General features: G+C 69.0%; 28 protein-coding genes. 13 read left to right on the top strand and 15 right to left on the bottom strand.

Annotation, left to right across the window (positions count from 1 at the left end):
• Positions 1-170 precede the first annotated feature (170 nt).
• Positions 171-1,082 (top strand): aminoglycoside phosphotransferase family protein, encoded by a 912-nt coding sequence (locus EST54_RS01500; protein ID WP_203525504.1) that lies wholly within the window; start codon positions 171-173, stop codon positions 1,080-1,082.
• A gap of 313 nt (positions 1,083-1,395) precedes the next feature.
• On the opposite strand, the gene EST54_RS01495 is transcribed toward EST54_RS01500, so the two are convergent.
• Positions 1,396-1,821, bottom strand: a complete 426-nt coding sequence (locus EST54_RS01495) for a hypothetical protein (RefSeq protein ID WP_129244053.1) — start codon at positions 1,819-1,821, stop codon at positions 1,396-1,398.
• A gap of 393 nt (positions 1,822-2,214) precedes the next feature.
• Here EST54_RS01495 and EST54_RS01490 point away from each other — a divergent pair, with 393 nt between their 5' ends.
• The gene (locus tag EST54_RS01490) at positions 2,215-2,658 is read left to right on the top strand and encodes a hypothetical protein (RefSeq protein ID WP_129244050.1); all 444 of its coding nucleotides are present in this window, start codon (positions 2,215-2,217) and stop codon (positions 2,656-2,658) included.
• 202 nt (positions 2,659-2,860) lie between these two features.
• Here EST54_RS01490 and EST54_RS01485 read toward each other — a convergent pair whose 3' ends face one another.
• Both EST54_RS01485 and EST54_RS01480 read right to left on the bottom strand, forming a co-directional pair.
• Positions 2,861-3,967 carry a hypothetical protein gene (locus EST54_RS01485; protein WP_129244047.1) on the bottom strand — a complete coding sequence of 369 codons (1,107 nt, stop codon included), beginning with the start codon at positions 3,965-3,967 and terminating at the stop codon, positions 2,861-2,863.
• Between the two features lie 630 nt (positions 3,968-4,597).
• Complete coding sequence (locus EST54_RS01480) at positions 4,598-5,092, bottom strand: DUF4188 domain-containing protein (protein WP_129244044.1); 495 nt, start codon at positions 5,090-5,092, stop codon at positions 4,598-4,600.
• 77 nt (positions 5,093-5,169) lie between these two features.
• Between EST54_RS01480 and EST54_RS01475 the strand changes: the two genes are divergently transcribed.
• From EST54_RS01475 to EST54_RS01460, 4 genes are all read left to right on the top strand, one after another.
• Entirely contained in the window at positions 5,170-5,805 is a 636-nt protein-coding gene (locus EST54_RS01475; RefSeq protein ID WP_129244041.1) for a MerR family transcriptional regulator, read from the top strand.
• A 410-nt stretch (positions 5,806-6,215) separates the two neighbouring features.
• A complete protein-coding gene (locus tag EST54_RS01470; RefSeq protein ID WP_129244038.1) occupies positions 6,216-6,776 on the top strand; it encodes an ImmA/IrrE family metallo-endopeptidase in 561 nt (186 codons plus the stop codon).
• Positions 6,777-6,781: 5 nt separating this feature from the next.
• A complete protein-coding gene (locus EST54_RS01465; protein ID WP_129244035.1) occupies positions 6,782-7,975 on the top strand; it encodes an MAB_1171c family putative transporter in 1,194 nt (397 codons plus the stop codon).
• A gap of 45 nt (positions 7,976-8,020) precedes the next feature.
• Positions 8,021-8,833 carry a class I SAM-dependent methyltransferase gene (locus EST54_RS01460; RefSeq protein ID WP_239013655.1) on the top strand — a complete coding sequence of 271 codons (813 nt, stop codon included), beginning with the start codon at positions 8,021-8,023 and terminating at the stop codon, positions 8,831-8,833.
• Positions 8,834-8,875: 42 nt separating this feature from the next.
• Here the strand turns inward: EST54_RS01460 and EST54_RS01455 are convergent, their stop codons facing one another.
• A complete protein-coding gene (locus EST54_RS01455) occupies positions 8,876-9,613 on the bottom strand; it encodes a DUF998 domain-containing protein (protein ID WP_244942424.1) in 738 nt (245 codons plus the stop codon).
• A gap of 109 nt (positions 9,614-9,722) precedes the next feature.
• On the opposite strand from EST54_RS01455, the gene EST54_RS35815 reads away from it, so the two are divergent.
• Positions 9,723-9,848, top strand: coding sequence for a hypothetical protein (locus tag EST54_RS35815; protein WP_275416135.1), 126 nt, complete (start codon positions 9,723-9,725; stop codon positions 9,846-9,848).
• Positions 9,845-9,985, top strand: coding sequence for a hypothetical protein (locus EST54_RS33985; RefSeq protein ID WP_154074005.1), 141 nt, complete (start codon positions 9,845-9,847; stop codon positions 9,983-9,985). Before EST54_RS35815 ends, EST54_RS33985 begins: the two co-directional genes overlap by 4 nt.
• Positions 9,986-10,062: 77 nt before the next feature.
• Here EST54_RS33985 and EST54_RS01450 read toward each other — a convergent pair whose 3' ends face one another.
• The 6 genes from EST54_RS01450 to EST54_RS01425 form a co-directional block, all read right to left on the bottom strand.
• Complete coding sequence (locus tag EST54_RS01450) at positions 10,063-10,734, bottom strand: DUF6445 family protein (protein WP_129244032.1); 672 nt, start codon at positions 10,732-10,734, stop codon at positions 10,063-10,065.
• Between the two features lie 251 nt (positions 10,735-10,985).
• Positions 10,986-11,777 carry an alpha/beta fold hydrolase gene (locus EST54_RS01445; RefSeq protein WP_129244029.1) on the bottom strand — a complete coding sequence of 264 codons (792 nt, stop codon included), beginning with the start codon at positions 11,775-11,777 and terminating at the stop codon, positions 10,986-10,988.
• 212 nt (positions 11,778-11,989) lie between these two features.
• Positions 11,990-12,877 carry a DUF1259 domain-containing protein gene (locus EST54_RS01440; RefSeq protein ID WP_244942423.1) on the bottom strand — a complete coding sequence of 296 codons (888 nt, stop codon included), beginning with the start codon at positions 12,875-12,877 and terminating at the stop codon, positions 11,990-11,992.
• Between the two features lie 359 nt (positions 12,878-13,236).
• Positions 13,237-14,310 (bottom strand): erythromycin esterase family protein, encoded by a 1,074-nt coding sequence (locus tag EST54_RS01435; protein WP_307825521.1) that lies wholly within the window; start codon positions 14,308-14,310, stop codon positions 13,237-13,239.
• Positions 14,311-14,358: 48 nt separating this feature from the next.
• A complete protein-coding gene (locus EST54_RS01430) occupies positions 14,359-14,559 on the bottom strand; it encodes a DUF1918 domain-containing protein (protein WP_093481425.1) in 201 nt (66 codons plus the stop codon).
• Between the two features lie 563 nt (positions 14,560-15,122).
• Complete coding sequence (locus EST54_RS01425; RefSeq protein WP_129244023.1) at positions 15,123-16,292, bottom strand: FAD-dependent oxidoreductase; 1,170 nt, start codon at positions 16,290-16,292, stop codon at positions 15,123-15,125.
• A 196-nt stretch (positions 16,293-16,488) separates the two neighbouring features.
• Here EST54_RS01425 and EST54_RS01420 point away from each other — a divergent pair, with 196 nt between their 5' ends.
• The gene (locus EST54_RS01420; RefSeq protein WP_129244020.1) at positions 16,489-17,094 is read left to right on the top strand and encodes a TetR/AcrR family transcriptional regulator; all 606 of its coding nucleotides are present in this window, start codon (positions 16,489-16,491) and stop codon (positions 17,092-17,094) included.
• A 182-nt stretch (positions 17,095-17,276) separates the two neighbouring features.
• Here EST54_RS01420 and EST54_RS01415 read toward each other — a convergent pair whose 3' ends face one another.
• The 5 genes from EST54_RS01415 to EST54_RS01395 form a co-directional block, all read right to left on the bottom strand.
• The gene (locus tag EST54_RS01415) at positions 17,277-17,726 is read right to left on the bottom strand and encodes a TIGR03668 family PPOX class F420-dependent oxidoreductase (protein ID WP_129244017.1); all 450 of its coding nucleotides are present in this window, start codon (positions 17,724-17,726) and stop codon (positions 17,277-17,279) included.
• A 16-nt stretch (positions 17,727-17,742) separates the two neighbouring features.
• The gene (locus EST54_RS01410) at positions 17,743-18,567 is read right to left on the bottom strand and encodes an LLM class F420-dependent oxidoreductase (RefSeq protein WP_129244014.1); all 825 of its coding nucleotides are present in this window, start codon (positions 18,565-18,567) and stop codon (positions 17,743-17,745) included.
• Positions 18,568-18,985: 418 nt separating this feature from the next.
• Entirely contained in the window at positions 18,986-20,209 is a 1,224-nt protein-coding gene (locus EST54_RS01405) for an MFS transporter (RefSeq protein ID WP_392567415.1), read from the bottom strand.
• 134 nt (positions 20,210-20,343) lie between these two features.
• Positions 20,344-21,066: an alpha/beta fold hydrolase gene (locus EST54_RS01400; RefSeq protein ID WP_239013653.1), complete on the bottom strand. Its 723-nt coding sequence runs from the start codon at positions 21,064-21,066 to the stop codon at positions 20,344-20,346.
• Positions 21,067-21,513: 447 nt separating this feature from the next.
• Positions 21,514-22,005, bottom strand: a complete 492-nt coding sequence (locus EST54_RS01395; RefSeq protein WP_129244005.1) for a lamin tail domain-containing protein — start codon at positions 22,003-22,005, stop codon at positions 21,514-21,516.
• A 745-nt stretch (positions 22,006-22,750) separates the two neighbouring features.
• Between EST54_RS01395 and EST54_RS01390 the strand changes: the two genes are divergently transcribed.
• From EST54_RS01390 to EST54_RS01375, 4 genes are all read left to right on the top strand, one after another.
• Positions 22,751-23,236 (top strand): SRPBCC family protein, encoded by a 486-nt coding sequence (locus EST54_RS01390; RefSeq protein WP_203525503.1) that lies wholly within the window; start codon positions 22,751-22,753, stop codon positions 23,234-23,236.
• A gap of 121 nt (positions 23,237-23,357) precedes the next feature.
• Positions 23,358-24,050, top strand: coding sequence for an RraA family protein (locus EST54_RS01385; RefSeq protein WP_129244000.1), 693 nt, complete (start codon positions 23,358-23,360; stop codon positions 24,048-24,050).
• A gap of 507 nt (positions 24,051-24,557) precedes the next feature.
• A complete protein-coding gene (locus tag EST54_RS01380) occupies positions 24,558-25,436 on the top strand; it encodes a COG4705 family protein (protein WP_129243998.1) in 879 nt (292 codons plus the stop codon).
• A gap of 280 nt (positions 25,437-25,716) precedes the next feature.
• The gene (locus tag EST54_RS01375; RefSeq protein WP_129243995.1) at positions 25,717-26,262 is read left to right on the top strand and encodes a ferritin-like domain-containing protein; all 546 of its coding nucleotides are present in this window, start codon (positions 25,717-25,719) and stop codon (positions 26,260-26,262) included.
• The last annotated feature ends 45 nt before the right edge of the window (positions 26,263-26,307 follow it).

Below are 26,307 nucleotides of genomic sequence, written 5' to 3'. Positions count from 1 at the left end.
CACTGCCACCCCCGACGACGCCCGCCCGATGGCCTCCGTCTGAGGGCACCCCACCAGGTCCGGTTACGCGCGGCTGCCGTTTCGCAGACCCCCTGCGAAACGGCAGCCGCTGGTGGGCCTGCCGGAAAAGTGTTTGACGCTCGTCGGCGTTCGGCGTCGGATGGCGTGCCATGAGCACAGGGCAAACGCATCCCAGCATGCATCCCGGCATGCATCCGATCGACGACGCCCTTGTACGGCGGCTGATTGCTGGGCAGTTCCCACAGTGGGCGGGGTTGGCGGTGGGGCGGCTTCCGTCCGGCGGCACGGTCAACGCCATGTACCGGCTGGGCGACGACATGGTCGTACGGCTTCCGCTGGTGAAGGGCGGGGCCAACGACGTGTCGATGGAACGAACGTGGCTGCCACGCCTCGCGCCCCACCTACCCACGCCCATCCCCGAGGTGCTCGGAGCCGGGCAGCCCGCCGAGGGGTATCCGTGGCCGTGGTCGGTGTACCGGTGGCTCGCGGGAGAGAATCCTGAGGCGGGGGCCCTGAGCGAACCTGGCCCGCTGGCCGAGGATCTGGCCGAATTCGTGGCGGCGATGCGGAGCATCACCCTGCTCGGCGCGCCGCAAGCCCATCGCGGCGGGCCAGTCGCCTCGCTCGACGCGGCGACCCGGACAGCAATCGAGGACCTGCGCGGGATCCCGCAGGAGGGCGTCGACTGTGATGGCGCTGCCGCTGTGTGGGAGGAGGCGCTGCGGGCCCCGGGCTGGGACGGCCCGCCGGTGTGGCTGCATGCCGATCTCATGCCGGGCAACTTGCTGGTGGACGGTGGCAGGCTGACCTCGGTGATCGACTTCGGATGCCTGGGGGTGGGTGATCCAGCGTGCGATCTGTTCCCGGCGTGGAATCTGCTGCCGGCCGATGCGAGGGAAGTCTTCCGCGAGGCGCTGGGCGTGGACGACGCAACCTGGGTCCGTGGCCGGGGGCGGACGCTCTCGCAGGCGCTGATCGCGCTGCCGTATTACCGGAGAACGAACCCGGCGATGGCGCAGAATGCCCGGCATGTGATCCGGACGGTGCTCGACGAAGGCTGAGGCATCCCACTTCGCGTGAGGGACCGAGCTGGTCATAGCCATTCGCTGATCGCTGCGACCAGCGCGGTGGCCTTGTACCGGACCGCGAGCTTGTCGTACGCGTGCCGGTGCCCGCGACCGCGGGGTCGGGGGCACCGGCGCGCCACCTGGGCACCAGAGCACCAGAGCACCAGAGCACCAGAGCACCTGGACGGACATGCCCTGCTCGGCACACCCTGATCCCGCCCGGCTTTGCATCTCCTTGCAAAGAGGCACGGCACCAGGCGGCTGCGGGCAGTGTTCGTGCTGGCTGTCCGCAGCCGCGCTGCTGGCATCAGCGCACGTGCACCGTCACCACGTCAGAGGCGTGCAAGCGCACGGGATTCTGGTCGTGCGGGCTGGTCAGGCCGTACAGCACCGCACGGAATTGCAGGTTGCCGCGGCGTGCGGACGTGCCGTGTGCAGTGACCCGCGCGTCGCCCTTGACCGCGGCGCTGCAGTTCTCCTGGTGCCACCCCTGGCCGAAGCCGTTCTCCTCCAGGCACAGCTGATGCAGGTAGCCGGCGCTGTCGTCGCCGCCGTGCGCCTTGACCGTGATGATCTGGCCGACATGCACCGAATGCGGTGCCGTGATGTCCACACCGCCCTTGGCGAACGCCGGCGCGGCGGCCAGCGTTACTGAGGCCAGGCCCAGCGCACCGATCACGGCCACACGGCCGCCCCGCGCCTTCACCCCGGACTTCTTCTTCGTCCTGGTCATGGACTTCCCTCCCGTGGATCTCCCCCCACATGGTGAGACCCACCCCGTTAACGAAGGCGCCTGGTGCGCCTCGCTGTTCACCCAGACGAGCTTTTCGCCCCGCCCGTTGCACTCCGCCCGGCGCCGTCACGGATCCACGACAAATCCCGCCAATCGTGCTGATCTCACATCAGTCGTCATGAGGAACAGGCCAACATCGAACCGGAACTGACGGGGTGTCGCCCTCGGTGACCTGGGCGCGGGGCCGATGCACCCCCAGAGCGCGGAGCCTGGCAACCCCTCTCGGGGTGGTCCGGGATCCTTCATCGGTCGCCCCACAGAGTCGACACACAACCATCGCTCGGTCTCGGCGGTCACACCGGTGCCAGTAGTCGTCCTCTCAGGAGCTCGAACGTGAAGCGCACCGCCGCCACCGCCTTGACCGCACTCGTCCTGGCCGCCGCCCTCTCCGCGTGCAGCAGCGACAACAGCACCAACGCAGCGCCGAAGAAGGCGGCGAAGACAGCCACCCCGACGCCGAGTGCCCCCTCCAAGGCCAATTCGGACGGCGAAGCCACCACAGGCACCCCTCCCAAGCCGAATGTCGCCGCGAAGCTTGGATACATCCGTGCGCTGACCGGCATCGACCCGGACATCGTCCACGGCAGGGAGGACAAGGCCGTCGACCGCGAGCTCAACCAGTGCCAAACGATCCACAACTTCCCCAAGGACAAGTCGAAGCAGACGAAAATGGCGGAGTTGCGGTTCACCTCACCCCGCCACCCCGAGGGGTTCGGCAAGGTCAAGGCCGCGCAGATCGTCGAGGCCGTACACGTGAACCTGTGCCCTAAGTTCTGACCCAAGCGGTCAACTGGGCGCCTGTATAACGGAGTTAGCGACTCCGGGGATCAGGGGCGTCCGGGACCGGGGGCGTCCGGGCACCAGGGGCGTCCGGGCGCCCGGCGGGGGCGTCCCGGCGTCGGTCTACCCGCCGGGACCCGCCGGGACGCCCCCAGTCGTCACGTATGGCGCCGGAACGACCTCAGGTCGGCACCGTGAGTCAGGGCTTGTACGCCTGCCGCAGGGCGCAGGTCCAGACGACGGCACGGGGGGTCGACGCGACGTCGACCGCGGAACCGCCTACGCGCTGGTCGTCGCTGACGGCGAACGCCTGGGCGTCGCCCTCCTGGGAGAGCCTGGGCAGCGCCAGCATGGGGCCGGTTCCCGGCCATATCTGGGCCTGTGTCGGGGGCGCCGTCTCCGGCGGGAACGGCCCGACCATGTGGCTGTCGAGAGCGGTGCCCACACTCACGTTGGTGGTGGGGCTGATGGCCTCGAAGGTGCCGCTCGTGCGCTCCCCGAGCAGGCCCGCTTCGCTTTCGGTGGTGTACGGCGGGAGCCACTGGGTGGGGGTCAGGGTGTCCAGCCGTGTGTAGTCATGGGTGCCCACGATCCGTCCGGCGCGGTCGATGTCCCGGGGGTACCAGAAGTCGTAGGGCACTCCCGAGGGCCAGAAACGCTGGAGCGGTACGGCCGCGGCCCCTTTCCTGGCGGGCCAGGTGACGCCCGCCGACCACGATTCGTCGTCCTTGACGGCCTCGCCCGAACCGGCGATCTGTCCGGCGTTGTTGATGGCGGTCACCGAGGTGAGCGAGTATCCGGCCGGGGGCGCGAGTCTGCGGTGGATCCGGGCCCCGTCCCATTCGAGACCGATGAGGACGTCCCCCTTGGCGCCGTTGCCGACGATCAGCCCCTGGTCGTTGACGTCCGCCGCGTGAGCCCCCTCCGGCAGCAGGGTCACCGTGCGGGCCCCGGCACGGAAGCTGAAGGCGGCGGTACGGCCCGCGCCCTGCAGAGAACCGACCATCAGGCCCTTCGCGTTGACCGCCGCGACCTCACCGCCGGTGAATCCGGCGGGCAGCGGTACGCGGTGTACCCGGGTACCGGTCCAGTACACGGGCAGGCCGCGCGAGGACCCCACCGCCAGCGCTCTCGGCCCGAGCCCCTTGACCTGGCTGCCTCCTGAACCGGGGAGGGAAGCCAGGATCTGGAGCGCCGGCCGGCAGTCCGCGGGCTTACGGGCGCCGTCGGCGTGCCGGGCGGGCGAGGCCGGCGCCGGGCTCGCCGTCAGCAGGGGTGCGAGGAAAGCGGTCGCGACAACCGTCACGGCGGCACGGATGTGTCTTCGTATCAAGGCCATCAAGGGTCTCCGTTTCCGACGACGCGGGAATGGCCGCGTCACCACTGGAATGAGCCGGTGGATGCCACGAAGGAACCGGCAGCACCGGAGTGGCGCAGTTCGGTCGGTGTACTCGGGGAAATTCGGCGCCGATCCGATCAGTGCAGATCGCGCTGCGGGAAGCGGTTGCCCCATCCCCCACCGGTTCCGGGCATGTCCCCGCGCCGATCCCTGACGTGCCGAAAGCTCCCCAACCTCTCGACGAGATGTCGCCCGACTTCACGGATGCTGCCGTGGCTTGCGCGGATCTTCAGGGCTCCGCCCGGGAGGTCAGGAAAACAGCCGGCCCGCGAAAACCGGACGGATTCCCGTTGGGGGATTTCTGCGGACCGGCCCCATTCCTACCGCACCCATGACTGTCCGGGACCGCTCCGTCGGCCAATGGCCGGAAGTCGTCCGGGAGTGTCCGGGTCCGTTTCCGACGAGTGGATCAGGCGCCTCGGAGCTGGGCGGATCGTCTCCAGCCGGACGTGAGCAGCGACGTGCAGGTGTCGGCGCTTGCGGCCAGGTCACGTCAAACACGTGCCGCCCCTCGGCCGGAGCACCCTCCGACCACCTCTAAGCGGCTCCGCTCGCCAGCCGCTGCGCCGCCCGCTCCCCGCGCCGGCCCACGGGCTCGACTCCCCATGCCGCACCCAGACCGGCCGGCGGCATGTCTACGTAGACCGACTCGTACGAACCGGCCGGGACGATGTACGTCTCGTGCCAGATCCCCACGCTGCCCTTGCTGCCCCGCACGCGGCGGTTGAACGCCGCCCACGCGGGGCGATGCTGCCCGCTCGGGTCCGAGGCGTAGGCGAGCAGCTTCTCGCGCGACTCCCAGTACTGCGCGACGGTGAACACGCGGGGACCGCCGCTCAGCACCCGGCGGGCCAGCAACCCACTGTCGCCGTCCCGGGAGAGCTCCTTGAGCATGCGCGGCATCGCAGCCAAGGCCGGCAGCCAGTGGCGTACGGCCCGCCAGCGGTTGATCCGCATCCCGATGAGGAAGACGACCACGTCGCCCTCCGCGGCGGCCGTGACCCGTCGCCCGGATATCGGCGCAACGCCCATGAGACTCTCCGTCCGTATTGGATAGCTACGCTATCCATGCTTGGATAGTGCCACTATTCAAGGGAAGGTGCAAGAGCATGCGGCTGGCGGAGCTGAGCGAGCGCAGCGGTGTGTCCACCGCCACGATCAAGTACTACCTGCGCGAAGGGCTGCTCCAGCCCGGGCGCCGGGTCTCCGCCACCCAGGCCGAGTACGGGGAGGACCACCTGCGGCGGCTGCGCCTGGTGCGGGCGCTGATCCAGATCGGCGGGGTTCCGGTGGCCGCCGCGCGCGAGGTGATCGCTGCCGCGGAGGACGAGTCGCTCGACCACTACCTACGGCTGGGCGCTGCGACCCGGGCGCTGCCCTGCCCCGAGGAGCCGGCCGAGGACGACCCGGCGGTGGAGACCGCCCGCCGCTCGGTGGAGGCGCTGCTGGAGCAGCTGGGCTGGTCGTCCGGTCCCGGCCTGGACATGCTCAACCCCGCCCACCGACGGCTCATCGACTCGGTCGCCGCGCTGGCCCGGCTCGGCTACCCCTGCGACACCGCGCACTTGCTGCCGTACGGGCAGCTGGCAGTGCAACTGGCAGTCACCGACCTGGACATGGTCGAGGAGCAGCCGACCCCGACCGGGCAGATCGAGGCGGCCGTCGCGCTTACGGTGCTGTACGAACCGGTGCTGCTGAGCCTGCGGCGCATGGCTCACGCGGAGGAGGCAGCCCGGCGGTTCTGAGGCGTCTTACGGTGCGCCAGACGAGATCAGCGCAGGCCAAGGGCCGTACTCTCGTTCCCTACTGATAGAGCGTCGGCCATAGCGCGTCAGCTTCACATGAGTCCTCTGCCCCGAGGATCAGAGGCTCCTTCAGGCCCAGTTGCCTCACGTTACGCGTTCGAGCAGTATGGCGATCAGGAGGTGGGCGATGGAGAAGCAACGCGGTTCCGGAACGGTCGCACCACGGACCCTAAAGGTCCATGTCCACGCGACGAAGGCTGCCAGCGTGCTTCCCGATCCCGAGTCATCGACCGGCTCCAGGTGGCATCAACACCCCATGCTGCGCCCCGCATTACCCAGCAGGGGCCGGTCCGGCAGCGTCCGGCGACCGTCACCCGGAGCAGATCAGCAGACAGCCAAGAAAGTTGGCTATGCATTACGTACACGACGTCTACTTCTACCGGTGTCCGAGCGAGGAGCGAGGCGGCACCATGACAACTCGGCAGGTCCGCAAGCGGTGCCAGGCGCTCGTCAGCGCGCTCGACCTCCCCAGACCCTTCTCCGTCGACGCTCTCATCCGCGAGCTGTCGGTGCGGCGGGGCCGGCCCATCCAGATCCACACCGTGTCGATCGGCTCCGCCATCAACGCCTGCGGGCTGTGGATCGCCACCGACGTCAGCGACAACATCTATGTCGAGGAGAAGACCACCAAGTTCCACCAGGAACACATCATTCTCCATGAGATCGGGCACATCCTGTGCGATCACGGCATCACTGACCAGGAGAACCAAGGCGCCCTCAGCACTCTGCTGCCCAGCATCAGCCCCGAGTTGATCAGCCGGCTGCTGGCTCGCACCAACTACACCACCGAGCAAGAACAGGAAGCCGAGCTCGTTGCCAGCCTGATCCACGCCGCCGCGGGGATGCTCACCCCCTCACCGTCGACAGGTGTGCGCGGCGCGCTCGAAGCCGCCCTCGGGATCCGCGAGTAGGAGCCATGCCCCCGTCTTCCCTCTATGCACTGGGCGAACGCGTCGAGCTCCTGGGCGCGCTGGCGCTGTGGTTGGTCATCGTCCTCCGCTGGCCCACAGCGCGCCGCTCTCACCAGCAGAAGATGCTGCTGATCGCCGTCATCGGGCTCGCCGGGTCGATCACCGTCTATCTCGACCCCGTGACCGCGGCCCTGAACAGCACCTTCACCTTCGCCGAGAGCTGCGGCCTGTTCATGAACGCATGGGGCGTTCTCAGCTCGGCCCTCATCCTCGACTTCGTCCTCGCGGCCATGTCCCGGCGCCACCCGTGGCTGATCTACGGACCGATGGTCCTCACCATCGGCGCCCTGATCGTGCTCAACGACACCATCGCGCCGCACGCCGGCTGCGTCACCACCGAGGCCGTCCCCTGGTACAGCCCCTTCTGGTGGCTCCTCGTCGCGGCCCACCTCGTCGGCACCATCCCCTGCGCCGTGCTGTGTATGCGCTACGGCCGCCGGGCCCGCGACGACCGGCCCCTGCGCACCGGCCTCCTGCTGCTCGCCGCCGGCTTCACCTCGTCCTCCGTGTTCTGGGTCGTCGTCCTGGCCTTCCTCCTCGCCCGCCCTGCCTGGCTGGGCGCACTGTTCCCGCTCAACATCGGTGTCACGGCCTGGCTGATGACCGCCGGGGTGTGCATGCCCCTGGCCCTCACCCTCCGCCGAGCGGCCCGCAACGCGAGCGCCCTGTGGCGCTTGCACCCCCTGTGGCGCGACCTCACCGAGGCCATCCCGCACGTCACTCTGGAGAGACCGCACACCCGGATCCGCGCGGTGCTCGGCGGCCCACAGGCGATCCACCTCCGGCTCTACCGCCAGGTCATCGAAATCCGCGACGTCCTACTCATCCTGAAGGACTACGTGACGCCCGAGGTGATGGCACACGCCCGGCGCCACGTCACCTCCCAGGCCCTGCCCGAAGAACAGATCGAGCCGGCGATCACCGCGTGCTGGCTGCACGCCGCCCTCTGGGCCAAGACGGCCGCGGCCACACCCCAGCCGAACCCGCTCGCCACCGAAAGCCCCACCCACGACGGCCTCCGCAGCGAAGCCGACTTCCTGCTCGCCGTCCTCCGCGCCCGCACACTCCCCACCGTACGCTCGTTCGAACTGCCGCCGGACGCGCGCACACGCCATGCCTCGACCACCCCCACGAAATAGGCGATTCCCGTGAAGCCCATGAAGCCCGTAAATCCCGTGAAGTCCATGACGGAGCAGCCTGCCAACACCCCTTACAACACCGGCATGTTGAGCAATGATGCCGACCGCGAGCGTGACCGCTTGGATTCCATCCAGCGCAGCGTCGACGCGTTCACTACCACCATCCTCGACGGCCTTTCCCTCGAAGCCTCCTGGAACTGCCTGGAACTGGGCGCGGGCGCCGGCTCCATCGCCTATTGGCTTGCCGACCGCTGCCCGAACGGACGCGTGGTCGCCGCCGATCTCGACACCCGCCACCTCGATACACACCGGGCCGCGAACCTGGAGGTCCAGGAAGCCGACATCACCAGCGAGGACTTCGCACCCGGCAGCTTCGACCTCATCCACGCCCGCTACCTGTTCTGCCACCTCGCGGAGCGCGACGAGATGATCGCGCGGGCCACCCGCTGGCTCTCCCCCGGTGGCTGGCTCATCGTCGAAGAGCCGTACCACCTGCCGGCCGACACCTCACCCTTCCCCCTGGTCCGGCGCATTCTCGACGCCTATCAGCGCACATACCGAGAGCACGGCGCCGACATGACCTGGGCCCGCGGCCTTCCCTCTCTCCTCGCTCGCAACGCGCTGACCGAGGTGGCCTTCGCCGCGAACCCCGGCTGCATGGGCGGACTCGACAAGGACCGCTGGCTCCCCCTCATCACCCAGGCAGCCCCCACCCTCCTCGCCGACGGTCTCCTCACCGAAGCCGACCTGGCAGAGTTCGCCACCCTGCTGAAGGACCCGGCGTTCATCGACATCCCGCAAGTCACCCTCTCCGCATGGGGCCGCCGAGCCGGGGAAACCCCGAACGCGCCGGCCTGAGCAGCAGGACGGGCACGGCGGCTCCTCCGCCGTGGGCGCGGTTCAGCCGTGCGTGGGTGTACGTGGACGCGACTCCGGGCCGGGCCGCGACCAACCGGTGCACGGCTCTCGGCGGTGCCGCGTACGCAAGGCGTGGGCCACCACCAGCAGCCATGCGCCTACGAGGAGGAGGTGCACCCGTTGCGCCACGCCGTGCCAGCCCGGGCGTCCGAACAAGGGGCCGACGGTGGCGACCGCGGAAACCAGGGCGCACGGCAGGATGACGGGGCCCCAGCGACGGATCGCAGGCACGGGGTCGGCCTCGCGGCGCGCAGCGACGGTGAGCAGAACCATCGAGGCGAAAATGGCCGTATGCACAAGAGCGCTGGCCGTCGTGTGCATCGGATTGACCACCTCGCAGCTTCGCTCCACCGAAGGCGCGCAACGCATCGGGAACAGTACATCCGCCACGGAGAAGGCACCGAAGGCGATCAACGACCACCAGCCGGCACCGGACCACCGCCCCGACGCTCGGCGCAGTGCCCACACGGCACCCGAAGTGACGCTGGCAGCGGCGATCAGCTCGATGACGGCGAACAACGTATGGAAGGGCTGATCGGTGGCGTAGAGCTCGCTGGCGTACGAGTGCCTGGCATCCAGGCCAGTGGGCAGCACGAACGCCAGCAACCAGTCGTTGTAGATCAGCCCGGTCAGCGCCAGCAGCAGCGCTGCGGGTACGTCGTGCGAAGCCTCGGAACGGGTCGGCTTCCTCGTCTGGCGGCTTGGGACGGCAAGATGCACGACTCTCCTTGTGCGCGCTCGCGGCTCTATGCCGTCATTCCACACGATTCGTACCCGATCGCCGGAGTCGCCCCGCCTACAGGTCGCAACAACGACGCCGCTCACCCTCATGACAGCCCTCGACCGTGACGCTCCCGACCCGCTGGCCGCCAACCTCGACGCGGCTGCGAACGACGCGGGCGACTCGGACGTCGCCTCTGCGATCCGTGACTCGCGCACGACGCACGTGCGTTGAGTGATGCGACGTCGCAGTTCGAGGCCGCAATCAACCGTCAGGACACCTCGCAGGCCGAGGTCTACAAGAATGCGTTCCAGGCAGCGCAGCAGGAGTGGAAGGACGACGCCGAGACGTACAAGTCGGTGTGCTCCTAGCGATCCGAGTCAGAGGTCCCTTGGCCATCCTGCGGGGCGGCGTCCCTGGTACTGCCTGACACGCCCCACGGGCGGCGTCAGGCCATCCAGAAGAAGACCGCCGTCATCCGCTTCTCCTGCAGGGTGGTGCCCCAGTAACGGGTCGCCGTGTGGATCAGGTTGGCGGAGTAGAGCAGCAGGCGGTTGGCGCGGTGCGGGATGCGGACGTCCTCGGTGAAGGAATCCGGCGCGACGAAGCGGGTGCCGAGGGCGTCGACCAGGTTGTTGTGCGGAGGAGCCACCTGGTTGCCTCCGAGGGTGCCGCCCGGGAGGGACTGCCGGTAGAAGCTGGTGCCGCAGTCCTTGGGGACCAGTGGGTTGAGATAGAGCACGGCCGCGTACCGGCAGAGGTTCCGCGAGTCGGTGTGGGGGCGGGGCTCACACTCACCCCCGCCGACGACCTGGACACAGTTGTGGTTGACGGTACCGCCGCCCGCGGGGCGTTCGGCCCAGATATTGGGGGCACCGGTCGCCTTTCGCACCAGCTTCTCGACATGGGCCAGTTCACCGGGTTCGAGCGCCGGCATGGTGCGCAGACCCGGCCAGCTCTCGGGCTTGTGAGGGTAGCCCTCGGTCCAGTCGTTCCTGGCCAGACAACGCTCCCGCACGGCGTCCGGGTCCGGCAATACGTCGTCCAGCAGCCAGTAGTCCCGGCCGCGGGTCGGCTTGCGGTACGGGAGCACGGGCAGGACCGAGGTTCGTAGAGGCATGCAGGGAACGTAGTTCGCGCCCCGTCAAGGGCTCGCCACCCAAGCGGTCAACCTTCGGTCAAGGGATGCTCATCCCGCGCTTGACCCTCCGCGCAGGTGAGCGCGGCACACGCTCATGGGCGGTGACTGGGACCAACGTGCCCTGGTGCGCGTGCAGTTGCGCGGATACTTCGGACGGGGTGCCGGCGGCGCGCCCGGAAGGATGGCGCCCGCACTTTCGACCGCGCCCACTGCACCCGGCTCTCGTTCCCTCAAGCGGGCGCGTCCAGAAACGGAACGACCATCCTGGCCAGGAGGGGAGAGTGCAGGATGTCGTAGTGCGTGGCGCCCGGCAGGATGGCCAGTCGGGCTGCCGGGCGATCGGATCCGTCCCAGCCGGCGTCATGTTCGCCGCCGCCGAGGAGGGCGTAGAACTCGACTGCATGCGCGGGTCGTACCGCGTCGGCGTCGGCGAAGACCAGCATCGTCGGCGCGGTGAGGGTCGCCACCTCGGACGTCCAGTCGTAGTCCTGCTTCTTCAACTCGGCGATCTTGCCGACCAGTACCGGCCAGTCCTGCGGCCGGGGCGCCAGCTGCGCGTAGAGCTCATGGACGGGTGCCTGCTTCATCGGCTCGGCAGCTTCCGCGCTCATCCGGTCCATCGCGGCCACCACCTCCGGGAACCAGCCGTCCCGCCGAGCGGGGGTGGATACCACCACCAGTCTGTGCACCAGCTCGGGGTGCTGGATCGCGGTACGCAGGGCTACGTCGGCGCCCAGGGAGTAACCCATCACGTCGGCCCGCCCCAGACCGAGGTGCTTGATCAGGCCGGCGATGTCGTCCGCCATCAGTTCGGGCCGCAGCGGGCGGTCGATGTCCGCCGTGCGTCCATGCCCTTGCAGGTCGACCAGGACGACCCGGCGCTGCTCGGCCAGGGCGGGCAGGACGGGCGCAAAGGTCTCGCCGGCCCCGAAGCCGCCATGAAGCAGCACCAGCGGTTCACCCGGGCCGGAACCGTGGCCCTCGAAGTACAGGGACAGCCCGTTGATCTCTGCGTAGCTCACCGCCGGACCCCTTTCACCCTCGCACGGTTGCCGCGGGGTAGACCGCATCGGCCGTCCTCACCCGTCGGTCCTTCCCCGCGCATCGGCCCTTCCCAGGGTGTCGCTCTTTCCCAAGGTGTCGCTCCTCCCCGGGCGCGCCTTCGGCCAACTCCGGGCAACCATGCGAGGCCTGCTCCCGTGCGGAGCAGGCACGATCGCCACAGGGCAGCTGGTCAGCCGCCCCCGGCCGGCACGACGTTGGTGGCCGCCACCGCGGGGCGCAGGGCCCGGGCGAGCCCGACGCCGTCGCCGACGGCCCAGAAGTGGGTGAAGAACAGGCGGGGTTCGTCGGTCAGACCGTGGTTGTGCAGCTCGACGAGCTCGGCTCCGGCACGGCGCAGGGCCACCAGGACGTCTTGGACTTCCTTGGCGATCAGGGCGCAGTCGCCGCTGACCGCGGCCCAACCACCGCCCAGCGGCTGGAAGTTGAACGCGCTGGTCGATCCCAGGCCCGGAGGGAGGACCAGGCCGCCGTCGGTGACGGTCTCGCGTCGGACGAAGATGGATTTGTAGATTCCGTCGTCGGTGGCGCCCTTGACGCCCAGCGCGGCATCGATGCCGTCGGTATCCAGGTCGACGGGCTGCGGCGGATCGGACGGCAGCGGGCCCGGGGTGCCGGTGCTGTCGAATGCCGCGCGCAGGCCGCGGGCGATGGCCACCGGGTCGTGGCCGTGCGCATGGACGTGGATCCACCAGATGTCGGGAGTCTGGGAGAGCAGATGCTTGTGAATCGCAGTCTGCTGGATCCCGTGCTCGTGCAGGATATCGGTGAACTTCTGCAGTTCGCGCTCGGTGACCACCACGTCGCCCATCAGCAGTGTGCTGCCGTCGGCGTAACGGACGAAGGACACATGCGAGCCCAGGGCGAGGGACGGTTTGATGGTGATCCTGCGGGAGACCACCCGGAGGTCCCGGCGTGGGAGCCCGGTGTGGTACATCACATTTCGCTTCATCTCGCCGGTGCGTCCCAGCGCCTGAGCCACGCCCGTCCAGTCCGACAGGGCGGTGTGCACCGGCTCGACCAGCCCGGGCCCGGCCTCCCCGGGGGCCCCGGGAGCCACGGCGCGAGCGGAGCTCGGCGTACCTGCCAGCATCGGCGCCAGAGCCGCCGCTGCCAGTACGCGCCGCCGCGGCGCACTTGCTCGCGGGGACGGGTAGGTGTCCTGCTGTCGTTCTCGGTCTCCAGCGGTCACGTGAGCACCTCCATGACGCGATGGAAGCACGGCGGGCCGAAGACCCCGTCATTGCCGTCATGGCTTGGGGCCAGCTGGGCTAAGCAGTCGTCGCGACGGGTGAACGGACGGGTGCGGGAGCGGTCCTACGTTGTCGCTCGCGGCTCGTACGCGGGCGTCGGCATCGTCCCGCGGACGGTCCGGTCCCCCGTCGGCCGCTCAGGTGGGGACGGTCCCCGGTCGGCGGCTCATGTGTGGTCCCGCAGCCGGGCCGCGGCGATGTGGTGCAGGTGGATCAGGATGTCGTAGCTGCGGCCGAGCGCGATGTCGTACGGGCCGGCCGGGTAGGCGGTGCCGATGCTGCGTGTCGGCCGGGCCGCGGCCAGCCACGCGCGGGCCGGGGAGCCGACCGTACGCAGGTCGACCGCGTAGTTCCGGTACCGCACCCGGTCCAAGGTGCGCTCGTTGCTGCCGGGGCCCGCCGGGCCGAACGTCCGCGGACGAATGACGCCGTCGGAACCCGTGTCGTTGAACGAGCCCTGGTCGAAGGTCAGACCGACGTTCACGTAGGCCGGCCCCAAGCTGTCGCGCAGGAACGCGCCCTGCGTCCGGGGGTATTGAGCGGGCTGTGGTGTCTGATAGGCGACGTGGCCGTTGTGCGCCGACAGCAGCATCTTGGTTCCCGTGTGCTGCTGCCACCAGACCACGTTGGCCGCCATCGCCCGGTCGCGGTAGCGCATACTCGCGGCGAGCTGTGCGGGGTCGTCGAAGGCGAAGGCGTACTGCCGGGCGGTCCGGTCGATGGCCCTCGCATTCTGCACGGCCCGGTCGAACGCCACCCGGTCCGCGCCCGGAGACCGGCGCATCAGCAGCCGAAGTGCTCGGCCGGTCCGGTCCGCCCTCTCCTTGCGCGCGGCGTACGGCGTGTCCAGATAGCGCTTCATGTATGTCCCCGTCGCCACGGTGGGACGCAGCCCTCGGTACAGCTCGTCGAAGCGGGCGCTCAGCTCCGGGTGGGTGCGGGCCACATAACCGGTGACCGCGTCGTACACCTCCGGTCCGGTCCAGCCGATGTCGTCGCCCATGAAGCGGACCGGGTCGTGCGGGTGGCGGACGTTGTACGCGCGCATCCACTCGATGAGCCGCAGATGGTCGGTGTTGTTCCACCACCGGTAGTCACCCTGGAACTCGTCGCTGCATCCGGCGGGCTTCCGTCGCGGGTTACGGAAAACCGTGGGGCGGGCACGGGGGTTGTCCCTAAGGCGGGACGCCCGGAACGGGCGATACGCAGGCGGTGGAACCCGGGATGCTCCCAGGCCCACCGGTTGACCTGCCGCACAGAGTCGATCGGGCTTCGGCTTCCGCTTTCGCTAAGGCAGATTCGTTGCCTTGCGGTGGTCGATGACCGAGTCGGGTCCCGGCGTCATGATCGTCTCGTGACCGTTCTCCGCGCGCACGCGGTAGGGCGGCGTTCCGTCCGGGCCCAGCACCTCGATGATCTCCACAACACGGTCGTGCTTCCCGACCACCCGGCCGTGGACCACGAGACGGTCCCCTTTGCTGGCATGCACTGTCGCGACTCCTCTCCACACCACCATGGGACCGGCTCTCGGGCCCACGGAGCCGACTCAAGCACACAGCGATGGAGAGGTCACGCAGAATCACCATGGGTGCACAGCAGGACCGTTCCCACGCTGGCGAGACGCCAGCGGCCGCCGGGGCGGATGCAGCCGCCGCACTACACACCGTTTGCCGGGCGTTTCGCAGGGCATATCCATTCGGCCATGGCCTTGGGGTCCGAATTGACCAGGGGCCGAATCGACCCGGCGTCTGAACGGGCGCCACAGAGGGGGGAACGATGAAGTCGGAGCTTGCGCGCGTGGTGCATTTAGTGGGTCGACTGCTGCGTGGAAGGTGGCCGTCGCGACTCGATCCCGCTGAGGTCCATCACCGGCACGCCAACCGGGATGCCCAACTCATCCATCACTACGTGCCGACACGACGTATCTGACGCCCTGCACCGTCTTCAAGGCAGCGCACCTGCCATCTGCGGGACACACCGGCACACGGCTTGCAGGACGCGCTCCGCACAAGGGTCCCCCGCCTCCCGCGAGGCAGGGGACCCTTCAGCTGTTCAGCTGATGTGAGCGGGGCTCGCGTCAGGGAGGGCGTTGGCCGGCCAGATGGCGTCGGGGAAGGCGGCGGCGTCGGAGTCGGTGTCGGGCAGGAGGGTGGTGAGCATCTGCTCGGCGGTCTTGGCGTTGTCGAGAGCGCGGGGCAGCATCACGCCTTCGTAGGCATCGAGGGCCTCGTCGATGGTGGGGTGGTCGATGACGGCTTGGGCGAGTTCGGCACCGTCGAGCAGGGCGAGGTTGGCGCCGACCCCGACGGGCGGCATCAGGTGGGCGGCGTCGCCGAGCAGGGTGATGCCGGGGACACGCTGCCAGGTGTGAGGAACGGGCAGGACGAACATGGGCCGGTTGACGAAACCGCCCTCGTTGTCGCGCACGATGTCCAGCAGACTCTCGTGCCAGCCCTGGTACTGGGCGAGGAGCCGAGCGCGTACGGCTTCGGTGTCGGCGAGGTCGAGGCCGGCGTGCCAGTCCTGGGGGGCGCGGAAGATGGCGTAGGCACGGACGTGTCCGTTGCTGTTGCGCTGCAACACCAGGCTGCGGCGGCCCGCCTTGGCCAACATGGTGCCGGGGCCGACCAGGTGGGCGATGCCGGGGTGACGGTGGTCGACGTCGTCGAAGTGGGCTTCCACCATCGTGACACCGGCGTAGGAAGGTTGGGCATCGGAGAGCGCGGGGCGTACCTGGGACCAGGCGCCGTCGGCACCGATGACCAGGTCGAAGTCCTCGGCGGTGCGGTCGTCGTGGTGCAGCCGGGCGCCGCTGTGGGGTAGCGGGGTGACGGCCCTTACGCAGTGGCCCCAGCGGACCGTACCGGGGGCGAGGGAGTCCAGCAGGAGGGTGCGCAACTGGCCGCGGTCGATCTCGGGCCGGCTCAGGTCGCCCTCGGCGGCCTGGTCATGGCGTATCAGGGTCGCGCGGCGGTCGTAGAGGCGCCACTCCTGGCCGTCCGCCCGGGAGAGCGCGAGGAAGGCGTCGAACACCCCGGCCGCGCGCAGCGCGACCTGACCGGTCTCCTCGTGGATGTCGAGGGTGCCGCCCTGCGGGCGGGAGTGGGGGTCGGCCTCACGCTCGAAGACCGTGACCGGCACGCCGTGCCGCTGGAGGACGCGTGCGCAGACGAGGCCGCCCGGGCCGGCGCCGACGATCGCGATGCGAGGGGTGAGGGGCATGGGTGGGCTCCGTTTCGCGGATGAGGAGAGGCGAGGAAGGGAGGCGCGGAACGCGACCCGGCCGCCGGCAGTGTGATGCCGGCCGGGCTCGCTCGCCCCTTCCACAGAAGCACAGCGGATACAAAAGTACAACTGCTCCGACTTTCTATCGAATCGCCTTTACGATCGAATCGCCTCAAGGGGGTAGAGTGGCGGCATGGCCGAGACAACGACAGGGCGCCGCGAGCGCAAGAAGGCCCGGACCAGGCAGGCCCTGGCGGATGCCGCACTGCGGCTGTTCACCGAACGCGGCTTTGACAACGTCGGTGTACGCGAGGTGGCGGAGGCGGCCGATGTCTCGCTGAGTACGCTCTTCAAGCACTTCCCCAACAAGGAAGCCCTCGTCTTCGACCTGGACGCGGACATCGAGAGCGCCCTGGTCGCGGCCGTTCGCGAACGAGCCCCCGGCCAGTCCGCGCTGCACGCCCTGCGCGACCACATGGTGCGCACCCGAACCGCCCTGCGGACCGACGACCCCATGTTCGTCCTCGTCGAATCCACCCCCGCGCTGCGGGACTACGCCCGGCGCATGTGGTCGCGCCACGAGAAGACACTGGCAGCCGCCCTCGCCGATGCCACCGGGCTCGCCCCGGACGACCCCGCCGTCGCCGGCCTGGCGCGCTTCGCCCTGGAAGCCCCCAGCATCGCCAACGCCGGCGAAGACCCGCCCCGGACCATGCGCGAGCTGTTCACCTTGCTGGAAGACGGCTGGGCCGCCACCCTCCTGGCACAACAGGAAGGCCACGCCGGCCAGGACAGGTGACCGGGGCCGGCCTGCCCACGGCTCCCCGCGGCGAATGACCTCCACCAGCGACTGCTCGGCGTCCCGGGGCGTCGCCGGACGTCCCGAGGCGTCTCCGGAGTCTCCGAACGCCTACGGACGCCGCCGGGCGCCGCGCCCAGGGCGGCAGTCACCAGCCATCACCTGTCCGCGCCCCAAGACCGTCACACCGCGCGCCAGCCGGACCAACGGGACACCACGATCTCCACCACTGGCCCCGCAGGCGGGCGATCGGCGTACTGCTGCCCGTACTTCTCGCTCAGGAGACCTACGTACCGCGCGGAGGCCGTCGAGGTCTCGGCCGGTGGCAGTACGGTGGCCGTGCCATCCGCCCGTGCCCACCACAGGAGGTCCCAGTCCTCGGCGTAGTCGTCCACGAGAAGGCAAACCTCCGGGTGTGCACGGATGTTGGCCAGCCGCTTCAGCTGGGCCGTGCGCTTCGGCTTGTGGTCGACGGCGAACACCACGGTGTCAGCGGTCGACACGGTGTCACCGGTCACGGCGAACACGACGGGGACCAGATGCGGGCGGACGGATTCGTCGATGGTGGCGAGGTGGGCGACCCGGGCCCGGGCGAAGCGCTCCCGCGCCTCACCCGTTGTCATTGCCGGCACTGCGGCTCCTGGCGGTTCACTGGAAGCGTCGCGCGAGGTCGGCGAGCTGGTCGAGGTACGGAAGCGTCTGTGCCTCCGGCTTGGTCGGCAGGTAGAACAGCAGCCGCTCCACGCCGAGTTGTGTGTACTGGTCGATGATCTCGGGGTTGTTCGGAACCCCGTAGACCGTCACCGGCACGTTCCGGCCCGCGACGCTCCGCATCCGGTCGATCTGCTGCCCCAATTCTTCGGGCGGGCCGCTGATGGCCAGCCAGGCGTCGCCGAGTGCGGCGACGCGCGGGAAGGCTCCTTCGCCGCCGCCCACATAGAGGGGCGGGTGGGGTCGCTGGACCGGCTTCGGCCAGGAGTAGACCGCGTCGAAGTCGACAAACTCCCCGTGGAACTCGGCCTTTTCCGCCGTCCACAGCTCGCGCATGGCCCGCAGCCGCTCATCCACGAGACGGCCCCTGGTACGCGGATCCGTGCCGTGGTTCTCCATCTCCTCCCTGTTCCAGCCGACGCCGACCCCGAAGATTGCCCGCCCGCCGGAGACCACGTCCAGGGACGCCACCTCCTTGGCCGTGGTGATCGGGTCCCGCTGGGCCACCAGGGCGATGCCGGTACCCAGCAGGAGGTGCTCGGTCACCGCGGCGGCCGCACTGAGCGCGACGAACGGGTCGAGGGTCCGGTAGTAGATTTCCGGCAGCTCGCCGCCGCCCGGGTACGGCGTGCGGCGAGATGCCGGGATATGTGTGTGCTCGGCGATGAACAAGGAGTCGAGCCCGCGCTCCTCGACGGCACGACCGAGCGTGGTCGGCGCGATGCCCTGGTCGGTGAGGAAGGTGGATACACCGAATTTCACAGCGGCTCCTTCGGTTCCGGGTGTGCGGTTTCGCGGCCCATGGCCAAGTACCCCGATCGGACCCGGCGCAACAGTCCGTGCGCCCGAACGGTGCACGGGGTGAACCCTTCTGCCGCCGTCCTGGGAGAGCTGTGTCAGCTGGTCTTGCCACGGAAGGAGTGCATCGCCTCCTGACCGGCGGTCAGGGCCTGGCGAGCGTCCCCGGCATGCACGACGAACGGCGGAGTGATCAGCACTGCGGGGACCCTGACCGACCAATTTCCTTGCAGGCATGCTTGAACCTCCTTTCGTCCAGGGATTCCTGCACGATGGGAAGTCCGATCGATGGGTCCATCACTGCCGCATGACCACTCCGTGACAGTGAGATCCCGCAAAATGTGATGACCCACCAGGGGCCGGCAGGGGCGGGGCCGAGCGCTCACGTTCGGCGCCTGGAGGGGAAGGCGTGCCCCCGGGCGGCTATGACGACGAGCAGCACCGGCGCCATGAGCAGCAGGATGCTCCACGGCAGGGAGGGGGGACCGAGCCGGTCGAGGAGAACCCCGCCGACGATGCCCCCACCGGCCATCGCCACGTTCCACAACGTGACCAGCATGACCTGGGCGGCGTCCGCCTGGTCGCCTCCGGCATCGCCCACGGCAGTCTGCAGGAGTGTGGGGACACCGCCCCACCCCAGGCCCCACAGGGCCGCCGCGACATAGACGAGTGCCGTGACGTCGGACAGCGTGGCGAGAGCGGCTGCCGCCACGGCGACCAGGAGGGTACAGGCGACCATCATGACCCGCAGCCGGCGGTGGACATGCACCCCCACGAACCAGATGCTCACCAGTGAGGCGACCCCGAAGACCAGCAGCACCAGGTCGGTTGCCCCACCCATCCCGAGATCGGCGAGGAACGTGGCGACATAGGCGTAGAGGATCGTGTGGGCCAGCACGAACACCAAGGTGACGAACAGGACGGGGCTCACGCCCGGGACCGACAGGGCCCTCAGGATCGGGCTTCGGCGCTCCTGCTGCCCCGGGAAGTCCGGGACCGTCGCCATGATCCACGCAATCACGATGACGGCGAGCACGGACATGGCCAGGAACGCCGCCCACCAGCCGAGCACCCTGCCGACGAAGGTCCCCGCGGGCACTCCGAGGGACAGCGCCACCGGGATGCCGGCCATGGCAATTGCCATGGCTTTCCCCTGTAGGTGAACCGCGACCATGCGGCGCGCGTACCCGGACAGCGTTGCCCAGGCCAGACCCGCTGCCACCCCGGCGACGAACCGGGCAACAAGGGTCAACGTGTAGTCAGGTGACAGCGCCGTGACGGTGTTCGCCACGACGAACACCACCATCGACGTGAGCAGCAACCGCTTGCGCCGCCACTTCGCCGTGGCCGCCGCCAGGGGGATGGCCGTGAGAAAGGTCCCGACCGCATAGATCGTCACCGACTGCCCCATCGCGGACTCGCTGACCCCGAGCGAAGCGCTCATCGCGGGCAGCACACCTGCCGGCAACGTCTCGGTCAGACTGGTGATGAACACGGCCGTGGCCAGCGCGAGCAGCGCCGGCAAGGGGAATTTCGGTTCATCGGTCCCTGGACTTCTCCCAAGTTTGACGGGCGCGTTGGCAGGGATTTGCGTGGTCATACCCATACCTCAAATCGGTAAATGAAAGCAGGGGGTGAATAAGCGCGTGCCGGTAAGGAATGGCGCGCCGTCGACGGGCTGAGGGACCATCAGAATTCGCGCAGGTCCAGCTGCTTTCACCCGCGGGGTCTTTCCGCTGCCTACTTGCCGTTGATGAAGGCGCGGGTGAGTTCCATGATGTGGGCTGGGGCGGCAACCCAGTCCATGTGGCCTTGGCCGGGAAGCTCGATCAGTTGGCTGCCGGCGATGCCGGCATGCAGCTGCCGGGATCCGTCGACCGGCACCATCTGGTCCTCGGCCAGCCCGATCACGAGCGTCGGTGCGATGACGTCGGCGAGAAGGGCACGGTTGTCGACCCGCGCGCACAGGTCGATCTGCCGGCCCATCCCCAGCGGCGGCCACTGGTCCTGCCGCAGGTAGTCGGCCAGGCCCTCATGGCCGACACCGTCCACCGCGGCCGGACTGTAGGCCGTCAGCTGGACGAACCGTTTGAAGAGGTCTCGCTCACCCGCGAACAGCTTGGCAAGCGTCGAGAAGTAGAACTGGTCCCGCGCCCCGGCGGAATGCACCCAGCCGCCGACGAGAACCAGCCGGCGCACCAGCTCCGGGTGGGTTGCGGCAACCGCGGTGGCCACGGTGGCGCCGAGGGAGAAGCCAAGCAGGTCCACCGGGCCGTCGACGGCCTCCCGGGCGACCGCGGCGAGCTGTTCGACGACCATCTCCATGGTCAGCGCGTTGCCCTCGTCGGTGGTGCGGCCGCTCCCGCTGAAGTTCGGCCGGATCACGGTCCGGTCGCCGCCGAAGTGCGGCACGAACCCACTGAAGAGCGAGTCGGCGTTGCCGCCCGTGCCATGGACGAGCATCAGTCCCGGCCCCTCTCCTGCGACCGCGTACTCCACCTCGGCGGAACAAACAGTGGAACAAACAGATGCAAATGGCATGAAACTCACTAAATCCCGACGAACAAGTCCTTTCCTGAAGCATTCCTCCACTCGAACCATGAGTCCAACACATAGATTTCATGACATCGATCGTCATACGAGATTGACCTATGGCGTAGCGACTCGCGCCACGCAGCTGCGGCATGCCCGCACTCCGAGCGAAGGCAGGTTGCTGGATCCGGCTCATCCGGCCGGCGGGAACCACGGGAGGTACCTCCTCGACCACCGCCGCTTCACCCCGCCGTATCGCATCGGCCGCCGGGCACCGGCGGCCGGAACATGGCGGTGCGCCGCAGGGCAGGAACCCTGCGGCGCACCGTGGCGGGTGGCCGGCGAGGCGGTATCAGCTCACCAGCCGGTCAAGGCCGGTCAGTGGCCGTGACCGTGGTGACCGCCGTGGCGTCCCCAGCTTTCGATGTCGACGATGCGACGGTGGTCGTTGCGCAGGGTGGCGGTGTCGTTGTCGTCCCAGATGTAGTTGCGGCGGTCCTGGTAGACGTCCCAGCGGGTGTCGCGACCGATGCCGGTGTGCACGCGGACCTGGCCGTGCCCGTTCAGCCAGAGGTTGCCGAAGCGGTAGGTGTTGCCGGAGCGGTCCGACAGGGTCCAGCCGCGGAGGTTGACCGGCCAGTGGCTGGTGTTCCTCACCGTCACGTACTCGGCGTTCAGGCTCCGGTTGGAGCGGTCATCACGCCCGGGGCTGTCGTACTGGATCGCACCGAGAACCACCCCGTGGCGGTAGTGGTGCCGGGCCGGAGCGTGGTGACCGTGGCCGGCCGCGGCGGCCGGGAGGACAGCGGTGGCGGCAAGAGCTACGGAGCCGAGGACCGCGGCGGCGATGCGTGAAGCGTTACGGAGCACGAAAACCCCCTGGATACGGCGCCCATGACGGGTCGCCGGAAACCGGATACCCGGCCGGTTTGGCCGGACCCCCACACAGTGACGCCTCGTCACCCCTTGGCAGAAGAAATCCGGTTTGGTGTTACAAAACATGGACATATGCACAACCACACCGCGCCAGGCGCACACTCCCCCGCGCCTACCAGCGCAAGTGCAACACCCCCTACACCCATCCAGACGCCCCAAGGGTTACCGCCGGTCTCACGGACGAGGTCCGGCGCCGCGATGCGGTGCAAGCACCTCGACGCGGCACAGGCCGGCCGACGATGCAGCCCGTTCCCTCGCGGTCATGTCACAGCGCGCGGGCATGTCACAACGCACGGGCATTCGGCGGAGGAACCTCCAGGCGGCGACTCTGCGATCCGCCGGGATGCCCCCGCGGGTGTGCCGGGCCGCGCGGGGGGGCCGGGCCGCGCAGGGATGCCGGGCCGCGCGCCGGAGCGCACGTACGGTGTTGGAGCCGGCGGACAGTGGTCACGGCGCTGTCGTCGGCGTGGCCCGAGCCGCGAAACGCGCTGCCTCCCTGGCCTCGAAACTTGGCCCTGACCAGCCCACCATTGGTGGCACGGGTACGGGTTACGGGTTCCGCCCACACGGCCGATGAGTTCCGCCTCGCCCCGTCGTCTACATGTGGGGAACCGTTCGGAACGTCCCCCTTCCGCGCCTGCGGGAGGCCCGAGATGAGATGACAAGGAGCGTGCACACCGTGGACCAGGAAAACGTGAGCGCCACCCTGACTGTCGCCGTGCCCGCCGCGAGGGTGTTCGCGGTGCTGGCGGACCCGACGAGCCATTCTGCGATCGATGGCACCGGCTGGGTTCAGGAGGCTGTCGACCGGGCGCCGCTGACCGAGGTGGGGCAGATTTTCCGGATGGCCATGTATCACCCCAACCATCCGAACGGTGACTACCAGGTCGCCAACAAGGTCCAGGTGCTGGACCCGCCGCGCGCCATTGGCTGGCTGACCGGGCAGGAGAAGGACGACGGTCACCTGGAGTTCGGCGGCTGGCTCTGGCGTTACGACCTTGCGTCGCTGGGTCCGTCCGAGACCGAGGTCACGCTCACGTACGACTGGTCGGCGGTGCCGCAGTCCATCCGGGAGTACATCCAGTTCCCGCCGTTCGACCCGGACCATCTCACCAACTCGCTGCACCACCTGTCCGAACTTGCCGACCCGACGTCCCGGGCCTGACGGCCGACGGCCAGCCGCCGCGCGCTGAGCGTCGACGCACGGAACCGCTCCCCGTAATATCCCGGCACGGCCTGCTGCGCCGGGCGTCACCGGCCTCGCCAACCCGAATCAGGGAGAACGCGTGTGGGAATCCTTTACTGACCTGTCCACGCCGCTGGTCGCCGACGCCTGTATGCGCCACGGCGTACCGCTGCGCGCCGCTCCGCCTGGCGTCAAGGCCGTCGTCCCCGGTCACCGGCTGGCCGGACGTGCGTTGCCGGTACGGCATTACGGCAGCGTGGATGTGTTCCTGGAGGCGCTCTGCCGGGCCGAAGCGGGTGACGTCCTGGTCATCGACAACGGCGGGCGGACGGACGAAGCGTGCATCGGCGACCTGGTGGTGCTGGAGGCCGAGGCGGCAGAGGTGGCGGGTCTGGTCGTGTGGGGGTTGCACCGCGACACCCCGGAGTTGACGGAAATCGGGCTTCCGGTGTTCAGCTACGGTGCCTACCCGCTCGGCCCGGTACGACTGGACGGGCAGGAACCCGAAGCGCTCCTGACGGCGCGGTTCGGCCCGCACTTGGTTGCCGACGACGACCTCGTCTTCGCGGACGAGGACGGCGTCCTGTTCCTCGCCGCCGCGGATGCCGAGGTCGTGCTGGCCACCGCACACCAAATCCGGCAGACGGAACGCGAACAGGCCCGCCTCATCCGAGCGGGACGGACACTGCGCCGGCAAACCGCCTTCGACGCCTACCTGGCACGGCGCAGCGCCGAGCCCGCCTATACCTTCCGGCGGCATTTGCGCAGCATCGGCGGCGCCATTGAGGAGTAGCGGAGTGGTGCGTCACGGAGGGCAGGGGGCAAGGCAGGTGCCCGGGTGCTCGCCTGCGATGTGACGGCCGAACAGAGGACCGCCACGAGCGTCCGCACCGTGCCAACCACTGACTTCGGCCGCGCCACCGCACGCCCCTTCCGCTCTGCCGCCAAACCTGCTCGGTGACGAGAAGCGGCCCAACTTGCCGATTCCGTAGTGAAGTTGTCGGGTTTTCCGGCTTTTCCTCCCCGGCCGCGTACGGCGTCTCCTCCCCCGGCCGCGGTTCCCCAGAGTTCGCGCTGGCAGGCCGGGCCCGGAAGCGTACACCCGTACGGAGGCCGACCGGCCACGACGCCGCATCGGGGCGGTGCCGACCGTTCCCGCGTACGGGCGACTTCGTGGGTGTGATCGTCAGCGTTCAGGTTGTGTACAGGTTTCGGCTGGGAGGGTCGGGCGGCGTGTGACCTCACGCCGCAGGTGACGTCGCGTACGCCGCCCACGCCAACACCCCCCGGAGAGATGGAATTGGAAAAGCCAGAAATCCTCACCGACCTGGATGTCGCCGGCACCAACAGGTACGTGATGAAGAAGCTGCCAGAGGTGACCCTGGCCTTCTGGATCATGAAGATCGCCGCGACCACGCTCGGCGAGACAGCCGGTGACCTCTTCGCGCAGACCCTCAAGCTCGGCTATTTCCTCACCACGATCGCCCTGTTCGTGGTCTTCGTGGTCACGCTGGTCGTACAGCTACGGTCCAAGCGTTACAACCCCTTCTTCTACTGGACCGTCATCCTGTCCACCAGCATGGCCGGTACGACGATGTCCGACTTCATGAACCGGGACGCGAGCGGCAAGTACCTCACCGGCGGGGCCACGTCGCTGGGCTGGGGGCCGCAGGGCCTGGGGATGGGCTACCCGACCGGTGCCGCGATCCTGATCTCGCTGCTGATCGCCATCTTCATCGCCTGGAAGTGCACCGGGCTGACGTTTTCCATCCGCGATATCGTCACCTTCCGCGCGGAGGCTCTCTTCTGGTCGGCGATCCTGGTGTCGAACACACTGGGCACGTCCATGGGTGACTTCTTGTCCGACAGCTCCGGGCTCGGGTACGCGGGTGGTGCACTGCTGGTCGCCGGCGTGCTCGCGGTCCTCGTCGGCCTCATGCGGGTCCCTGCCGTGCCGAACGTGCTGCTGTTCTGGATCGCCTTCGTGCTCACTCGCCCCCTCGGGGCCACCGCCGGCGACTTCCTCACCAAGCCCCTCGCCAAGGGCGGTCTCGACCTCGGTACAGCGGGCTCGTCGGCCGTCCTCCTCGCCATCCTGATCGGCCTCATGGGCTACGCCCACGTACAGGAGCGCAGGAACACCGTCGCACGGGACGAGGCCCTGACAGAGGCTTCCTGAGAACCGCTGTCGTCTGTCGTCACCGCGGCTCGCCTCTGGCGATGCCTGACACGCATGTCACGTATGCCACGTATGTGGGGTGTGGGGCCCGAGAGGTCGGCTCCGCACCCCACACGCGTCACAGCCATCAGTCACACCGGAGGGTCCGGAGGGTGGGGTCCGGCCCTGCGTCCGGCGGGGTGGTGCGAGGGGGCACGACCGCGCGCCTGTGTCCGCCACCGGACGGGAGACGGGGACAGTGCCCTCGTGAAGGCCGGTCGAGTGGAAACGGAAGAGACGCATGGCTGAATTCCTTACCGATGTCGAAACCCTGAGGGAGCGGGCCCGTCGCGAGATCGAGAAGGGGCCGGTCACCGATGCGTACGGAGCCGACCTGGAGCGTGTCCTGCAAGTGCTGAACGAGGCGCTGGCGACGGAGATCGTGTGCACGCTGCGGTACAAGCGGCACTACTACACCGCGTCCGGTCTCTATTCGGAGCCGGTCGCGGCCGAGTTCCTGGAACACGCCGCGGAGGAGCAGCAGCACGCCGACAGGGTGGCACAGCGCATCGTCCAGCTCGGCGGGAAGCCCGACTTCAATCCGGACACCCTGACGCGGCGGGCGCACGCGGGATACGACGCCAGTGCCGACCTGATCGAGATGATCAAGGAAGACCTGGTCGCCGAACGGGTGGCGATCGCCTCGTACACGGAGATTGCGAAGTGGCTCGGTGACGGCGATCCGACCACCCGGCGCGTGTTCGAGGACCTTCTTGCCCAGGAGGAGGAGCACGCCGACGACCTGCGGGGGCTGTTGGAGCGGATCCCGCAGGAGAAGAAGGGCTGACGGCGCGGAGAGAGGCGGCTGCCCACCCGGTCGGTCGGGGCTCGG

The organism is Streptomyces sioyaensis (genome assembly GCF_004122735.1).
Lineage (GTDB): Bacteria > Actinomycetota > Actinomycetes > Streptomycetales > Streptomycetaceae > Streptomyces > Streptomyces sioyaensis.
The sequence above is the reverse complement of the archived record's forward strand: the minus strand, read 5'-3'. Positions and strand labels throughout refer to the sequence as shown.

Excerpts from the sequence above, each read along its gene's own strand:
- EST54_RS01500 (WP_203525504.1), top strand. The coding sequence starts at position 171 with ATGAGCACAGGGCAAACGCATCCCAGCATGCATCCCGGCATGCATCCG.
- EST54_RS01495 (WP_129244053.1), bottom strand. The coding sequence starts at position 1,821 with ATGACCAGGACGAAGAAGAAGTCCGGGGTGAAGGCGCGGGGCGGCCGT.
- EST54_RS01480 (WP_129244044.1), bottom strand. The coding sequence starts at position 5,092 with ATGGGCGTTGCGCCGATATCCGGGCGACGGGTCACGGCCGCCGCGGAG.
- EST54_RS01475 (WP_129244041.1), top strand. The coding sequence starts at position 5,170 with ATGCGGCTGGCGGAGCTGAGCGAGCGCAGCGGTGTGTCCACCGCCACG.
- EST54_RS01470 (WP_129244038.1), top strand. The coding sequence starts at position 6,216 with ATGCATTACGTACACGACGTCTACTTCTACCGGTGTCCGAGCGAGGAG.
- EST54_RS01465 (WP_129244035.1), top strand. The coding sequence starts at position 6,782 with ATGCCCCCGTCTTCCCTCTATGCACTGGGCGAACGCGTCGAGCTCCTG.
- EST54_RS01460 (WP_239013655.1), top strand. The coding sequence starts at position 8,021 with ATGACGGAGCAGCCTGCCAACACCCCTTACAACACCGGCATGTTGAGC.
- EST54_RS35815 (WP_275416135.1), top strand. The coding sequence starts at position 9,723 with ATGACAGCCCTCGACCGTGACGCTCCCGACCCGCTGGCCGCCAACCTC.
- EST54_RS01450 (WP_129244032.1), bottom strand. The coding sequence starts at position 10,734 with ATGCCTCTACGAACCTCGGTCCTGCCCGTGCTCCCGTACCGCAAGCCG.
- EST54_RS01425 (WP_129244023.1), bottom strand. The coding sequence starts at position 16,292 with ATGCCCCTCACCCCTCGCATCGCGATCGTCGGCGCCGGCCCGGGCGGC.
- EST54_RS01420 (WP_129244020.1), top strand. The coding sequence starts at position 16,489 with ATGGCCGAGACAACGACAGGGCGCCGCGAGCGCAAGAAGGCCCGGACC.
- EST54_RS01405 (WP_392567415.1), bottom strand. The coding sequence starts at position 20,209 with ATGGGTATGACCACGCAAATCCCTGCCAACGCGCCCGTCAAACTTGGG.
- EST54_RS01400 (WP_239013653.1), bottom strand. The coding sequence starts at position 21,066 with ATGCTCGTCCATGGCACGGGCGGCAACGCCGACTCGCTCTTCAGTGGG.
- EST54_RS01375 (WP_129243995.1), top strand. The coding sequence starts at position 25,717 with ATGGCTGAATTCCTTACCGATGTCGAAACCCTGAGGGAGCGGGCCCGT.